At 33.5% G+C, this 15,446-nt stretch carries 11 protein-coding genes; 4 read left to right on the top strand and 7 right to left on the bottom strand.

All coding sequences use genetic code 11. From position 1 onward, the window contains the following. Positions 1 to 56 precede the first annotated feature (56 nt). From G5V56_RS00425 to G5V56_RS00415, 3 genes are all read right to left on the bottom strand, one after another. Positions 57 to 1,418 carry an OmpA family protein gene (locus G5V56_RS00425; RefSeq protein ID WP_166959603.1) on the bottom strand — a complete coding sequence of 454 codons (1,362 nt, stop codon included), beginning with the start codon at positions 1,416 to 1,418 and terminating at the stop codon, positions 57 to 59. A gap of 125 nt (positions 1,419 to 1,543) precedes the next feature. Beyond that, entirely contained in the window at positions 1,544 to 2,737 is a 1,194-nt protein-coding gene (kbl, locus tag G5V56_RS00420) for a glycine C-acetyltransferase (RefSeq protein ID WP_166959600.1), read from the bottom strand. 23 nt (positions 2,738 to 2,760) lie between these two features. Then, positions 2,761 to 5,898 carry a UvrD-helicase domain-containing protein gene (locus G5V56_RS00415; RefSeq protein ID WP_166959597.1) on the bottom strand — a complete coding sequence of 1,046 codons (3,138 nt, stop codon included), beginning with the start codon at positions 5,896 to 5,898 and terminating at the stop codon, positions 2,761 to 2,763. A gap of 136 nt (positions 5,899 to 6,034) precedes the next feature. Between G5V56_RS00415 and G5V56_RS00410 the strand changes: the two genes are divergently transcribed. Beyond that, complete coding sequence (locus tag G5V56_RS00410; protein WP_166959594.1) at positions 6,035 to 6,643, top strand: superoxide dismutase; 609 nt, start codon at positions 6,035 to 6,037, stop codon at positions 6,641 to 6,643. 608 nt (positions 6,644 to 7,251) lie between these two features. Here G5V56_RS00410 and G5V56_RS00405 read toward each other — a convergent pair. Then, positions 7,252 to 9,150, bottom strand: a complete 1,899-nt coding sequence (locus G5V56_RS00405) for an amidophosphoribosyltransferase (RefSeq protein WP_166959591.1) — start codon at positions 9,148 to 9,150, stop codon at positions 7,252 to 7,254. A gap of 143 nt (positions 9,151 to 9,293) precedes the next feature. Continuing rightward, a complete protein-coding gene (locus tag G5V56_RS00400; RefSeq protein WP_166959588.1) occupies positions 9,294 to 10,229 on the bottom strand; it encodes a PfkB family carbohydrate kinase in 936 nt (311 codons plus the stop codon). A gap of 260 nt (positions 10,230 to 10,489) precedes the next feature. Here G5V56_RS00400 and G5V56_RS00395 point away from each other — a divergent pair, with 260 nt between their 5' ends. After that, positions 10,490 to 12,451 carry a M1 family metallopeptidase gene (locus G5V56_RS00395; RefSeq protein ID WP_240911186.1) on the top strand — a complete coding sequence of 654 codons (1,962 nt, stop codon included), beginning with the start codon at positions 10,490 to 10,492 and terminating at the stop codon, positions 12,449 to 12,451. A gap of 13 nt (positions 12,452 to 12,464) precedes the next feature. On the opposite strand, the gene G5V56_RS00390 is transcribed toward G5V56_RS00395, so the two are convergent. Together G5V56_RS00390 and purN are read right to left on the bottom strand one after the other, a co-directional pair. Further along, entirely contained in the window at positions 12,465 to 13,106 is a 642-nt protein-coding gene (locus tag G5V56_RS00390) for a ribonuclease H1 domain-containing protein (RefSeq protein ID WP_166959585.1), read from the bottom strand. Then, positions 13,099 to 13,671, bottom strand: coding sequence for a phosphoribosylglycinamide formyltransferase (gene purN / locus G5V56_RS00385; RefSeq protein WP_166959582.1), 573 nt, complete (start codon positions 13,669 to 13,671; stop codon positions 13,099 to 13,101). The genes G5V56_RS00390 and purN overlap by 8 nt, the downstream gene beginning before the upstream one ends. A gap of 275 nt (positions 13,672 to 13,946) precedes the next feature. On the opposite strand from purN, the gene G5V56_RS00380 reads away from it, so the two are divergent. Together G5V56_RS00380 and fabF are read left to right on the top strand one after the other, a co-directional pair. Further along, on the top strand, positions 13,947 to 14,180 hold the full coding sequence (locus G5V56_RS00380) for an acyl carrier protein (protein ID WP_007647141.1): 234 nt from the start codon (positions 13,947 to 13,949) through the stop codon (positions 14,178 to 14,180). 10 nt (positions 14,181 to 14,190) lie between these two features. Beyond that, positions 14,191 to 15,441, top strand: a complete 1,251-nt coding sequence (fabF, locus tag G5V56_RS00375) for a beta-ketoacyl-ACP synthase II (protein WP_166959579.1) — start codon at positions 14,191 to 14,193, stop codon at positions 15,439 to 15,441. The last annotated feature ends 5 nt before the right edge of the window (positions 15,442 to 15,446 follow it).

The following is a 15,446-nucleotide window of genomic DNA, read 5'->3' as shown; positions in this document are numbered from 1 at the left end:
CGCTTCGGGATATCCGAAGCGTTTTAAACTTATTATTTATTAGCTTATAAAATTAATTATTTTGCTAAGTTAATTTCAACACGTCTGTTGTTAGCTCTACCTTTTCTAGTAGCATTTGTATCGATAGGTTTAGATTCACCATATCCAATTGCAGACAATCTAAATTCGTCAATACCGTTTTCAACTAGGTATTCTTTAACTGCATTAGCTCTAGCATCAGATAATCTTTGGTTTAATTTATCACTACCTACACTATCAGTATGTCCTTCAACAGTAAATTTAGATGTTGGATATTCTTTAAGAATTTTAATAATATCACCTAAAACAGCTGCAGATTGAGATTGAATACTAGATTTACCAGTATCAAATAAGATAGTTTTAGCGTATTCATTTAAAGTTTTTTGAACTTCTTCTGAAACTTCAGGACATCCTGAATTTGCTACAGTACCTTTAACAGATGGACATTTGTCATCTTTGTCTAATACACCGTCACCGTCAGTATCTGGCCATGGGCATCCTTGATTTGCAGCAGGACCAGCAACATCAACACATTTATCATCTGCATCAGTTACACCGTCACCATCAGCATCTGGACATCCACCTAAAGCTTTTAAACCAGCAACTGTAGGACAGTTATCATCTTTATCAGCAACACCGTCACCGTCAGAATCTGGACAACCATTCAATTCAGCTAAACCAGCTTCGTTTGGACAAGAATCTTTACTATCTTCAATACCATCTCCGTCTGTATCAGGACAACCATTGAAAGCTGCTAAACCTGCAACATCTGGACAAGCATCATCTTTGTCATAAATACCATCACCATCAGTATCAGTACCACCAAATTTAATTGAAATACCTGCAGTATGTTGGAAATGTGTATTTAAGTAATCTTCAAATGAATGTTTGTAAGCTGATTGAATTGTTAAACCAACATTGTCACTAAACCAAAAGTTAAAACCTAAGGTTCCGTTTAATGTACCAGCACCAACTTCATCAACCCAAGTGTAACCACCACCAATACCTAAGTAAGGCTCGATTACGTTAGATTTTAATATGTCTCCAAGACTATATTTAATAGTACCATCTACACCATAATAAGATAAATCATCAACAGAAGCATCTCCCCATTTGGTAATTTTATTTAAAGATCCAGCAACTCCAAAAGAGAAACCATCTCCCATGTATTTAGATACTGAGATTGTTGATAATGATGGTAAAATATTCCAGTGATCGCCTACATTAAAGTATTCACTGAAGATTGTCTCACTAAAAGGAGCACCATCTCCTGAAGGGAAAGCATCTACGGCATTTGCTCCAATAGTAATTTGCCAAGGATTGTTTTTGTCTTGTGCATTAGCGTTGCTATAACCAAGTACAAGCAACATAGCTAACAATAATCTGCTAAGATTTTTCATATTCAAAAGTTTTTAATTTTAAGTGTTAATTGTTCACAAAAGTAAGTTGTTAAATTTTATTAACAAAGACAAATATATAAAAAAATTGATTGATTCCTTTTAATCATCGATAGTTATGCACCTTTTTAGATAATATTTAATGTCTTTCCAATTTTGGAAAATGCAAGAATAGCCTTATCTAAATGAGCTTTTGTGTGTGCCGAAGATAATTGTACTCTTATTCTTGCTTTTTCTTTTGGAACTACAGGAAAAAAGAATCCAATAACATAAATTCCTTCTTTTAGGAGCATATTTGCCATATTTTGTGACAGTTTTGCATCGTATAGCATGACAGGAACGATAGCAGAATCACCATCAATAATATCAAAACCTGCTTCTTTCATTCTTTTTTTAAAATAATTGGTGTTCCATTCCAAGGTATCTCTCAGGCTAGTATCGTTACTTAGCATATCAAACACCTTAATTGAAGCTCCAACAATTGCAGGAGCCAGTGAGTTTGAGAATAAATAAGGTCTTGAACGTTGACGAAGAATATCAATAATTTCTTTTTTGCCTGTTGTATAACCACCCATAGCACCACCTAGAGCTTTCCCTAGAGTTCCTGTGATAATATCTACTCTATTTAAAACATCTTTTTCTTCAAGGGTTCCACGACCTGTTTTTCCTATAAAACCAGCTGCATGACATTCATCAACCATTACCATTGCGTCGTATTTATCGGCTAAGTCACATATGTTATCAAGTGGAGCCACAACTCCATCCATTGAAAAGACACCATCTGTGACAATAATTTTAAATCTCGCTCCGTTTTCATTGGCCGTAATAAGTTGTTGTTCTAAATCAACCATGTTGCTATTTTCATATCTGTATCTTGAGGCTTTACATAAACGAACACCATCAATAATAGAAGCATGATTTAGTGAGTCTGAAATAATCGCATCTTCAGCGCCAAGCAAAGGTTCAAAAACACCGCCATTAGCATCAAAAGCAGCCGCGTATAAGATTGTGTCTTCGGTTTGATAGAAATTCGCTATTTTTTGCTCTAATTCTTTATGAATATCTTGTGTTCCACAAATAAACCTCACTGAAGACATTCCGAAACCATGAGTGTCCATGGTATCTTTAGCAGCTTGAATAACGTCTGGATGCGATGATAACCCCAAATAATTATTGGCACAAAAATTTAAAACAGTTTCTCCTGTGCTTAAAGTAATTTCGGCACCTTGAGCCGATGTAATAATACGTTCTGTTTTATAAAGACCATTGTCTTTAATATCTTGAAGTTCTTGCTGTAAATGTTGTTGAATTTTATTGTACATAATGCTAAATATTTTTCACAAAGTTATAGTTCTTTTATTTGAATCGTGTTATTTATATACACTAGAATTTTTTTTGTAACACTTAAGTTCATGTCTTCTAACACATCTTGATACGATATGAGTTGTTGCCAATGGCTCTTGTCTTCTTGTCCTGTTTTATAGTCAATTATAATAGCTTCATTGTTAGAATTTAAAACAATCCGATCTGGTCTTAAAATGTGCCCTTGCTTGGTTATAATATCACGTTCGTTATATATGATATGTTTAGCATTAAAACAATCTTTAAGTTTAGGATGTTCCACAACGGCATAGAGTATATTTTTGAGTTTCGAAGATTGTTCTTTAGTAATGGTAGCAGATTGAATAAATTCGTTTAACACCAAATCGATATCATCTTTTGTTTCAATCTTAGAAAGAATGTTATGAATAAGATTTCCTTTTTCTATTGCTTCCTCTTGATTAGAATCCCATAAGTAACCTGAACTTGTTACAATTTTTATATGGTGATTTTCTTTTGCTGTTGAAATAAATTCTTGCTCTTGTGAGATGGTTTTTTTCTGCGAACTACTTTTTGATGTTTTTTCCGGTTTTCCAAAATGGTATGTTGCATCAGAATCATTCCAAAGTCCTAAATGGGTAAGATAACTAATAAATAATCCCGAAAATCGTTTGGTATTTACCTCGCCTTTTGAAGAGATATCTTTTTTTGAAATGATATATAATTGCTCAATAGCGCGGGTTAAGGTAACGTATAACAAATTAATGTTGTCTAGTTCTTGTTCAGATTGATGCGTGTTGTAAATACGTAAACCTTCTTCGCCATAGTGCTCAAAATCTTTAGTATAGTTTAAAAGTGTATGCGAAAAACCATTGAAGGTTTTCTTTTCTAAAGACACCCATTCTTTAGGTTCTATTTCTTGATAGATATCTAAATCAGCATAAGGAAAAATAACAACTGGAAATTCCAACCCTTTTGATTTATGAATGGTCATGATTTGAACTGCATTTTGACCCACAGGCGATACAATGCTTAAGCTGTCTTTTTTCTTATCAAAATAGCTTAAGAATCCCGAAATATCCGAACCCTTTTTCTGAGTAAAATCTAAAACAATATCTAAATAAAACTGAACATAAGCGTTTGAATTTTTAACCAGATTAAAGCTTCTTACAATGGTTTCTGCTAAGTCGTAAAGCGAAAGTTCTAACAACGAGTTGCTGTTAATAGTAACATCAAAAGCCTCGAAACTTTTAAATAATTGGTCTATTGATAAATTAATATGTTTGCTAAAAAAATTATGTGTATCGCCAATATTAAATAATGAGGTTAAGTAATTGAGAACACGTATTTTTATTTCGTTGTTTTTTGGTTGAATTAAAAGCGTAAGCACATCATTAATAAAGGCAACCTCTAGCGCATTGTAAATCAATAAGGTTTCAGATGAAATGATAGGAATCCCTTGTTGGCTTAAATAATTTGCAATAGCCACACCTTCTTTTTTCTTTCTAACCAACACGCAAATATCTTGGAGTTCAAAATGATGCTCAAGACAGCTATGTATAGTTTTTAAAACATGTTCGCAAAATAATTCGCCTCTATCGTCATCTTTTTCTATGTCTAAAAACGACATATGTACATACCCGTTATGTTCTATATGGCTGTTTTGATGAGATTTTTCATATAGTGATTCATAGTCTTTATGAGCAAACACGAAAGTGGATAAGTAATTGAAAAAGCTATTGTTAAAGTTTACAATTTCTTTAAAACTTCGGTAGTTTGTAGGGAGGTTTTCAATAGTTTGTTCAATTTGAAAAGGAGTTGTTGTCTTATTAAACAAATTAATAAACTGTTCTGCCTTTCCGCCACGCCAGCGGTAAATAGCCTGTTTCGCGTCACCAACTAACAGAGCGCTTCCATGTTCAGCTGCGAGGGAATTGTCTAACAACGGAACTAAGTTTTCCCATTGTAAAACAGATGTATCTTGAAATTCATCAATAAAATAATGATTGAATTTTTCGCCAATACGTTCATAAATAAAGGGTGTTGGTTGGTTTTTTATTTCGTTGCTTATAATTGTGTTAAATTCTGAAATAAGCATTTTATTTTGATCGTCTTTAAGTATTTGAAGCTCTTTATTTATGGCATTTAAAACTGATAATGGCGTGATATTTTTATAAAATGCTTTTAAAAATTTAAGATGATAAACAGCTTGTTTGGTTTCGTTAAAAGCTGAAATTAATTGAGGTTGAATCTCATCTATAACAGACGCTATATGTTCTGTAACGCGTTTGGGATACAATTGGTTACCTTCAACTAAGTCTATTTGCCATTTGGTTTCAAAATTTAAATCAAATTTATTATCAGTCAAATTTTTAAAATGCTTTGGCAAATAACTACTTGAAAAGTCTTTAAATTCCAAACTACAAGCTTCAATAAGGGTTAAAACACCTTTGGCTACATCAACTATGTTGTTTTCGGTTTGTTTTAGTTGTGTTTTTATCTGCGATTTAAGAACGTTAAAATCGTCAATGGTTTTGTCCTTCAGAGTCTCAATAAATGGAATATCATTTTCGTTGGTAAGAAGTTTGGCAATCTTATTAAAATCAAAAGACACATCCCAACTTTTATCGTCATCGGCTTTTTCAATGGCAAAATCAACTAAGACTTTGGTCAAGTTTGTATCAATTCCAGCTTTTGAAATAAGACTATCTACTGCTTCGTTTAAAATGGAGTCTTGATCTAATTCAACTTCAAAATTTAAAGATAGTTTTAAATCGTGAGCAAACGTTCGTATTAATTTATGTGTAAATCCATCAATGGTCGAAATATCAAACGCCGCATAATTATGAATAATAGTTTCTAAAAGGATTTTAGATTTTAAATGAAGCGTTATCGCATCCATTGGCAATTCTTCACATAAAGTAACAAACATGCTGCTCGGCTCATTTAAAATGGCTTCGTTTGAAAACTCTTTTAAGGTACTTATTATACGTTCTTTCATTTCGGCAACCGCTTTGTTGGTAAAGGTTATTGCCAAAATGTGCTTAAAAGGCATTCTTTTTTCAGATTTGAATAAAATTTTAAGGTATTCTTTTACAAGGGTATACGTTTTCCCGCTACCAGCAGAGGCATTGTATATTGTAAAAGACGGACTGTTAAGCATATATGTTTAATTTGCATACAAGATAAAAACTATCAATGAGTTGATAACAATTAATTATTTTTTAATTGACATCGTTAATGTGTAAATGCTTAAATTTGAATTAAATGAATTATTAATAAATTAAAACAAAATAATTATGGCTTTTGAATTACCGAAATTAGGATATGCATACGACGCTCTAGAACCTCATATTGATGCTCGTACCATGGAGATACATCACACTAAACATCATCAAGGATATACAAATAATTTAAATGCAGCAATAGCTGGAACAGATTTAGAGAATAAATCTATTGAAGATATTCTTGCTAATTTAGATATGACAAATGGTGCAGTAAGAAATAATGGAGGAGGTTTTTATAACCACTCTTTATTTTGGAGTGTGATGAATCCAGAAGGAAAAGGATATTTGTCTGGAGAATTAAAAGATGCTATTGAAGCAGCTTATGGTTCTAAAGACGCATTTATCGAAGCTTTTAGTAAAGCAGCTGCCACTAGATTTGGTTCTGGTTGGGCATGGTTATGTGTTCATAAAGGAGGAAAAGTAGAAATTTGCTCTACACCAAATCAAGACAACCCATTAATGCCAGGCGTAAGTTGCGGTGGAACACCAATTTTAGGATTAGATGTTTGGGAACACGCGTATTACTTAAACTATCAAAACCGTCGTCCAGATTATATTAATGCATTTTTTAATGTGATTAACTGGAATGAGGTTGAAAGACGTTATGCCGAAGCAAAATAACTGTTAAAAACAGTTTTTATATAATTAAGAAGCAAACTCTTAACGGGTTTGCTTTTTTTATGGCGTTACCCAAGGGTCGGGCTATATATTACAAGTCCACGCTCCTGCGTCGCTGTGGGCTTTTCATTACTATCCCTAACGCAAATTATAAGCGTAAAAGATGCTATTGTATAAAAGAAAATATTAAAAAGAGATTCCCATTTTCATGAGAATTTATAAAATGAAAAAGGTGAACGTTAGTTCACCTTTTTGCCCCAAATCTACCATGAACTTAACCTACTTATGTTATGGTGATTCAAATGTATGGAGGCATAAACAACTGAAAAAATATTTTAGTTCAACTACTAATATATTGGCTTAAACGAAATGGAGAGGAATCGAGCTACACGAATCTAATTTTATAACGAACGAAAAAGGGCATAAAAAAAGGCGAACAGTTGTTCACCTTTTTTTGCCCCAAATCTACCATGAACTTAACCTACTTATGTTATGGTGATACCAATTTATATGTATTTTAGATAAAACGTTTATTTTTTAGATTAAATGCACTTTTTTTAGATTAAATGTGTTTTTTTCAGATAAAAAGGATTTAATTTAAATATAAGCAATTAATAAGCGCGTTTTTTGTTGCCTTCGTAAAAGTTTATAAACGCACGATTTACAACCCTATTTCCACCCACTGTTGGATAATTTCCCGTAAAATACCAATCGCCCAAATGATTAGGACAAGCTTTATGTAAATTCTCAACGGGTTGAAAAATTATTTTAACTTCTGCCTTTACGTTCTCACCTGTGAGTAATTCTGAAATTTTATCTGAAATCTGCTCATCTGTAAATGGATCGTAAATTTCTTTGACAAAATTTTGAACTTCTTTGTCTTCTAATTCAGTTTGAATAACACATTTATCATATACCTCTTTTACAATATGATATTGATTTGTTTCTTTTAACAACTCTAAAGCTGCTCTAAAAGCAATTAAACTTTCAAGATTTGCCATATCGATACCATAACAATCAGGAAAACGTATTTGAGGAGCCGAAGAGACAATCACTATTTTTTTAGGGTGTAATCTGTCTAGCATCTTTATGATACTCATTTTTAAGGTAGTACCACGTACAATACTGTCATCGATTATAACCAGATTATCGGTTGGTTTTATAACGCCATAAGTCACATCATACACGTGGGCAACCAAATCGTCACGACTACTGTCTTCGGTAATAAAGGTTCTTAATTTAACATCTTTAATGGCTATTTTTTCAATACGAGGCATTTCAGACAAAATTTGAGTCACCTTTTCGGCAGAGATATTTCTGCTACCGTTTAAAATAGCATCGGTTTTTTTCTTATTTAAAAAGTCTTCAACCGTTTCTATCATTCCAAAGAAGGATGTTTCTGCTGTGTTCGGGATATATGAAAACACTGTGTTTTTTATATCGCTATCAATAGCATCTAAAACTTTAGGCATTAATAATCGACCTAACATTTTTCGCTCTTGATAAATATCGGCATCACTTCCTCTCGAAAAATAAATACGTTCAAAGGAACAGGCTTTTCTTTCTAACGGTTCTAATATTTTTTTAATGGCGGTTTTTCCAGATTTTTTAGTAATAATAGCGTGTCCTGGTTCTAACTCTTTAATGTCTTCAAAATTAACGTTAAATACAGTTTGTATGACGGGGCGCTCAGAAGCAACGACAACCACTTCATCATCTTGATAATAAAACGCCGGACGAATACCAGCGGGATCTCGTAGCACAAAAGAATCTCCATGACCAATTAGTCCTGCCATAGCATACCCACCATCCCAATTTTTTGCTGCATGTTTTAAAATTTTCGCCACCTTTAATCGCTCGGCGATTAGTGGAGACGCTTCTTTTTTATTGTATCCTTCTTTTTTAAGGTCTTTATAAATTTTACTCACAGCATCATCTAAAAAATGACCAATCTTTTCCATGATGGTAATAGTATCGGTGTATTCTTTTGGATGCTGACCCAAATCAATAAGGTTTTGAAATAATTCTTTAACATTGGTCATGTTAAAGTTACCGGCAAGAATGAGGTTTCTGTGTTGCCAGTTATTTTGTCTTAAAAATGGATGAACACTTTCTACACTGTTTTTACCAAACGTACCGTACCTAACATGGCCTAAAAGAAGTTCTCCTATGTATGGAATGTTCCTTTTTTGTAAAGCAACATTATCTACATATTCAGGATTTTCAGTTAACTCTTTATTGATGCGTTGATTAATTTGAGCAAAAATATCTTGAATAGGCTGTTGCGCTACAGAACGCACTCGACTAATATAGCGTTCACCTGGAGTTGTATCTAGTTTAATACTTGCAAAACCAGCACCATCTTGACCTCTATTGTGCTGTTTCTCCATCATGAGATACATTTTATTTACTCCATAAAAAGCACTGCCATATTTCTCTTTGTAGAACTCTAGTGGTTTTAAAAGTCTTATAACGGCTATCCCACATTCGTGTTTTAAAGCATCACTCATTTTACTAGTATGTTTTAGTTTTAATACAAATTAAAAACGCGCTCTGTTTAGAGCGCGTTAGTTTATAACAATTCTACTTTATAAATTTTTGACAATTGCTTTTTAAAGGTCATATTTAAGCTATTTATCTTCATAAGGTAAAACTACAAATTATCGTTTAAGACAATTTCAAATTGTGTTAGTTTTTTAAATTGTAATAGGCGTTTATGTACATCAGCACTTGTTAAGCCTTTCATACGCTCTGTTCCAAATTTCTCAACACAAAAAGAAGCTAATGTCGACCCATAAATAACAGCATTTTTCATGTTTTCAAAGGATGTGTCTCCTGTTTTTGCTATATAACCAGCAAACCCTCCTGCAAACGTATCGCCAGCACCTGTTGGGTCAAACACTTCTTCTAACGGTAAAGCTGGTGCATAAAACACATTGTCGTTATGAAATAATAAAGCACCATGCTCTCCTTTTTTAATAACCACAAATTTTGGTCCCATGGTATGAATTTTTCTTGCAGCTACCACAAGAGAATATTCTCCAGTTAATTGTCTTGCTTCTTCATCGTTAATAGTGATAACATCTACACGCTTAATAACTTGAAGTAAATCTTCTAGGGCACTATCCATCCAAAAGTTCATGGTGTCTAAAATAACTAATTTAGGTTTTGTAGTCATTTGGTCTAAGACACTTGATTGTACTAACGGATGCAAATTTCCTAGCATAACAACCTCTGCATCGCAATAATTTTCAGGAACTACAGGGTTAAAATCGGCTAATACATTAAGTTCTGTGGCTAAAGTATCACGGGTATTCATATCGTTATGATACTTTCCGCTCCAGAAAAAGGTGTTGCCATCTTTTACAATTTCAATACCTGAAATATCAATATTTTTACTCGATAATAGATCTAAATATTCTTGCGGAAAATCGCCGCCAACTATTGAAACTATTGATGAATCAATGTCAAATTGCGATGCCGATAAACCAATAAATGTAGCAGCACCACCAAGAATTTTATCGGTTTTTCCGAAAGGAGTTTCAATAGCATCAAACGCTACGGTACCTACAATAACTAATTTACTCATAAAGAGGGTTGATATTTTTTTGCAAATATAAGCCTTTTAACGGCTAATGCATAAACAAAATTTATTTTGAACCTATGCAATGTTTTTCTAGTTATAATTGGACAAAAGGCTATTATTTATTTCGTAATAAATCAGAAGGTACAATTAAAAAGAATGAAATAGTTATTGGTTTTTTTGAAGTTTTATAAAAATATTTTAAAAAATATTATTTTTTAAAGGGAATAGTTATCTTCGAAATCGAAAAATTATTTTTTAAAATTATGATGAAGCTTCCTAACTATGTTACTTTTTTCTTTTGTTTTATCTTGTATAATGCAAGCGCTCAGTATGATCCTTCAAAAATTTTTGTTACAGATTTTTATACGCATAGCGCAACAACGATTAGAAGTGCTAGTGGTAAACCAAGCTCTGGTTATTGGCAAAATAAAGCAGATTATAAAGTAAAAGCTTCGTTTGATGTGGAAACACGTCTTTTAAAAGGAGAAGTTGCTATAGATTATACCAACAATAGTCCAGATATATTACAAGCGTTATGGCTACAGTTAGATCAAAATATAGCAAACACAGATTCAAGATCAAACAAACTGCAAAATCCTGACAATGCTCCTGATAATTCAAAAGGTTACACCATTAGCAGATTACGTATTTTAAAAAATGAAAGATGGCAAGAGATTCCGTTTATTGTTGATGGAACACGGATGCAAATACGATTGAATGATTTTATAAACCCTAATGAAACCGTTAAGCTTTCTATAGATTATTCGTATAGACTACAAACAAAAAGTAGCGGCGGAAGATCTGGTTATATGAATATAGATGATGGTGCAATTTTCGAATTTTCTTATTGGTATCCAAGAATGTGTGTTTATGATGATTATAATGGTTGGAACACCTTGCCTTTTATTGGTGGTGGCGAAATGTACCTAGATTATGGAACTATAGATTATGAAGTAACAGTACCATCAAATCAAGTGGTTGTAGGTGCAGGAACCTTAATAAATGGAGACGATATTTTAAATAATAAAACGTTAAAGCGATTAAATGAAGCAAGTCAATCTGATAAAACTGTGTTTATAAGAAATGCAAACGAATTGAATACGCCTGTAACAAAGAAGACGACAGGAACAACAACGTGGCATTTTAAAATGGAAAACACGCGCGATGTTGCTTGGGCAATGTCTACAGCATATATCTGGGATGCCGCTAAAATTAATTTGCCAAAAGGCGGAGCTGCGTTAGCACAATCAGTTTACCCTGTAGCTTCTACAAAAGATAACAAGGCGTGGGCTAGATGTACAGAAATGTTAAAAGCTTCAGTGGAAGAGTTTTCAAGCAAATGGTTTGTATATCCTTATGATGTAGCTACATGTGTTGCTGGACCTGTTGGAGGGATGGAATATCCAGGATTAGCTTTTAACAGTTGGAAAGCCGAACCTTATGATATGTTTTTATTAGCATCACATGAAATAGGTCACACCTGGTTTCCCATGATTGTAGGATCTGATGAAAGACGTCACCCATTTATGGATGAAGGGTTTAATACCTTTATTGATATTTACGCGCATGATGATTTTAATAATGGGGAGTTTGCACCGAAAAGAGATGGTGAATATGCAGAAGGTGGTGGTAATCCAGCGGATGAAATTATAAAAGTGATTGAAGATTGTAAAGATGGTCCAACTTTAATGACACCTGCAGACGATATGGATTATAAACATGTACATCCGTTAGCATATTTTAAATCGGCTTTTGGTTTGGTACTTTTACGAGACGTTATTCTTGGTCCAGATAAATTTGATTATGCCTTTAGACAATACGTTCATAATTGGGCATTTAAACACCCAAAGCCAGAAGATTTTTTTAGAAGTATAGACAATGGTTCTGGAGAAGACTTAACTTGGTTTTGGCAAGGGTGGTACCATCACAATTGGCAATTAGATCAAGCTATAAGTAATGTTGTGTATGTTAAAGAAGATGAATCAAACGGAGCCAATATTACTGTAACCAATAACCAACAAATGGTGATGCCTATTTTGGTTAAGGTTGAAGAAAGTAATGGCAAAACACATGAATTTAAAGTACCTGTTGAAATATGGAAGTTTGGTAAAGAGGCTCAATTTCATGTTAATTCAACCTCTAAAATTAAAAGTATAATTATAGATGAAAAGCATCAATTACCAGATATTGATAGAAGTAATAATGAGTGGTATGCTAAAAAATAACTGGGCTTAAGCTTTATTTTCTACCAAAATCAGCAGGAATTTCTCCCCACGCTTTGGTTTCCCATTTAACAATAGTGGTTTTGTAAGAGTTAGTTTTAAGCCAGTTGATAGCACGGTCTACTAATTCAAACAGTTTTTCGTTTTTAGCGGTACGTTCTAGTTTAGTATTGCAAGTTCTCTTTTTTACCCAACTTATGGCTGTTCTAGAATCGGTATAAATAATTAAATTGCTGTTGTTTTTTTTAAGAAGCGCTAGTCCGTGTACAATGGCCAAAAATTCGCCAATATTATTAGTACCTTCTTCAAAAGGACCTTGGATAAATAGTTGTTTTTTGGTTTTGGTATCGACTCCACGGTATTCCATTTTACCAGGATTTCCGCTTGAGGCAGCATCAACAGAAATAGAATTATAATTGGGTTGTCCAATTTTTTTAAGTTGTTCTGCGGATAATTCACTTTTAAAAGTTTTGGTCTTCCCTATATAATCTTTGTAGTTTCCTTTTAGGGCTTCTTTGGCAGCATCAAAACTTTCAAAAGACTTGTATTGAGCTCCTTCAAAATTAGTTATTTGTGCTTTACAATCATTCCAAGAGTCAAAAACACCAGTATGATGCCCTTTCCAAACAGTATAATATTTCTTTTTCTTTTTACTCATTAGGAAATAAAAGAGATTCAACCACCTTAGGAAAATGTTCCATTTCTAATTCATGAATTTTAGCAGCTACATCTTCATCCGAATCTGAACTTAAAATCTCACATGTTGCTTGAAAAATAATAGCACCTTCATCATAATGTTCATTTACATAATGAATGGTAATCCCGGTTTCAGTTTCCTTGTTATCTATTACAGCCTGATGCACGTGCATGCCATACATACCTTTTCCTCCAAATTTAGGTAATAAAGCAGGGTGTACATTAATCACTTTATTAGGAAACTCTTTTAAAATAGATTCGGGAAATTTCCATAAGAATCCAGCAAGGACTATTAAGTCTGGATTATTGCTTTTTAACAGATCTAAAACGTGGCTTGTACTATAAAAAGCGGTTCGGTTAAATGATAGGCAACTTGTTTTAAGCGTGTTGCATCGGTTTATTACTTTGGCATGAGGATTGTTAGTGAGTACCTGAATAACAGATACATTATCTCTGTTTTGAAAAAAAGTTATTAAATTTTCAGCATTAGTGCCGCTTCCGGACGCAAAAATTACAATACGTTTCATCTGTTGGTTTATATTTTTAAATTGATATCAGATGTAATTCGCATATTAGAATTCAAAAAATGTTCAGCAAAATTAATCAAGCTCATTTCTTCAAAAGATTATAATGTTGGAATTATTCGAACAAAAAAAAGAATAATTATTAACAATTGGATGGTAAATTACGAATACTTAAAAGTATTTTGCTAAATTAGAAACACATTTTTAGATTAAAGTCGTGTTTTAAAAATAAAGTTTTTTATTTTTGCCAACTAATTAAAACCTTAAATTAAAAGATTATGTCAGACATTGCATCAAGAGTAAAAGCGATTATCGTAGACAAATTGGGAGTTGATGAGAACGAAGTTGTAACTGAAGCTAGCTTCACTAACGATTTAGGAGCAGACTCATTGGACACAGTAGAATTAATCATGGAATTTGAAAAAGAATTTGATATTCAAATACCAGACGATCAAGCTGAAAATATCGCAACAGTAGGTCAAGCTATATCATATATAGAGGCTGCAAAATAAAAGAACTTTTATGGAATTAAAGCGAGTTGTAGTTACAGGATTAGGCGCTTTAACCCCTATTGGGAACACCAAAGATGAATTTTGGGAAGGCTTAATTGGAGGTAAGAGTGGGGCTGCACCTATAACCTATTTTGATACCGAAAAGTTTAAAACAAAGTTCGCTTGCGAGTTAAAAAACTTTCAGGCTACCGATTTTCTTGATAGAAAAGAGGCACGCAAAATGGATAGATTTGCGCAATATGCAATGGTCGCTGCAGATGAAGCGATTGCTGATGCCAAATTAGATCTTAATGTAGTAAACAAATTGCGAGTTGGGGTAATTTGGGGAGCAGGAATAGGTGGATTGGAAACATTTCAAGACGAAGTTTTAAACTACGCTGCCGGTGATGGCTCTCCAAGATTTAACCCATTCTTTATCCCTAAAATGATTGCGGATATTGCTCCGGCAAATATTTCTATAAAACATGGTTTTATGGGCCCCAATTACACAACAGTTTCGGCATGTGCATCTTCGGCAAATGCTATGTTTGATGCCTTAAACTCGATACGTTTAGGTCATTGTGATGTAGTGGTTACTGGAGGAAGTGAAGCGGCTGTTACTATAGCAGGAATGGGTGGTTTTAATGCCATGCATGCTTTATCAACTAGAAATGAAAGTCCAGAAACGGCGTCTCGTCCTTTTGATGGAACCAGAGATGGTTTTGTTTTAGGAGAAGGAGCAGGAGCTTTGGTTTTAGAAGAATATGAACACGCAAAAGAACGAGGCGCAAAAATTTATGCCGAGTTTGTTGGCGGAGGTTTATCTTCAGACGCGTATCATATGACAGCTCCACATCCTGATGGGATTGGTGTTATGGCCGTCATGAGAAATTGTTTAGAAAATGCAGGGTTAAAACCTGAAGATGTAGATCATATAAATACACACGGGACTGCTACAAGTTTAGGTGATGTAGCCGAACTTAAAGCAATTTCAGAAGTTTTTGGTGATCATGCAAAAGATATCAATATAAATTCAACAAAATCAATGACTGGCCACTTATTAGGTGCTGCTGGTGCTGTAGAAGCTATTTCGGTAATTTTGGCAATGGAACATGGTATTGTTCCTCCAACAATAAATCATATTGTAGCCGATGAAAATATTGATCCTCAATTGAATTTAACATTAAACAAAGCCCAAAAGCGAGATGTTAAAATTGGTATGAGTAATACCTTTGGGTTTGGAGGTCATAATGCTTGTGTTGTTTTTAAAAGACTAGATTAATATCG

The organism is Yeosuana marina, from assembly GCF_011762485.1.
GTDB lineage: Bacteria > Bacteroidota > Bacteroidia > Flavobacteriales > Flavobacteriaceae > Yeosuana > Yeosuana marina.
Note: the sequence above shows the minus strand (reverse complement) of the source record. Positions and strands in the feature narration are given on the sequence as shown.

Bases quoted from the DNA above. Each gene is read 5' to 3' on its own strand.
- G5V56_RS00425 (WP_166959603.1), bottom strand. From the start codon at position 1,418: ATGAAAAATCTTAGCAGATTATTGTTAGCTATGTTGCTTGTACTTGGT.
- kbl (WP_166959600.1), bottom strand. From the start codon at position 2,737: ATGTACAATAAAATTCAACAACATTTACAGCAAGAACTTCAAGATATT.
- G5V56_RS00415 (WP_166959597.1), bottom strand. From the start codon at position 5,898: ATGCTTAACAGTCCGTCTTTTACAATATACAATGCCTCTGCTGGTAGC.
- G5V56_RS00410 (WP_166959594.1), top strand. From the start codon at position 6,035: ATGGCTTTTGAATTACCGAAATTAGGATATGCATACGACGCTCTAGAA.
- G5V56_RS00405 (WP_166959591.1), bottom strand. From the start codon at position 9,150: ATGAGTGATGCTTTAAAACACGAATGTGGGATAGCCGTTATAAGACTT.
- G5V56_RS00400 (WP_166959588.1), bottom strand. From the start codon at position 10,229: ATGAGTAAATTAGTTATTGTAGGTACCGTAGCGTTTGATGCTATTGAA.
- G5V56_RS00395 (WP_240911186.1), top strand. From the start codon at position 10,490: ATGATGAAGCTTCCTAACTATGTTACTTTTTTCTTTTGTTTTATCTTG.
- G5V56_RS00390 (WP_166959585.1), bottom strand. From the start codon at position 13,106: ATGAGTAAAAAGAAAAAGAAATATTATACTGTTTGGAAAGGGCATCAT.
- purN (WP_166959582.1), bottom strand. From the start codon at position 13,671: ATGAAACGTATTGTAATTTTTGCGTCCGGAAGCGGCACTAATGCTGAA.
- G5V56_RS00380 (WP_007647141.1), top strand. From the start codon at position 13,947: ATGTCAGACATTGCATCAAGAGTAAAAGCGATTATCGTAGACAAATTG.
- fabF (WP_166959579.1), top strand. From the start codon at position 14,191: ATGGAATTAAAGCGAGTTGTAGTTACAGGATTAGGCGCTTTAACCCCT.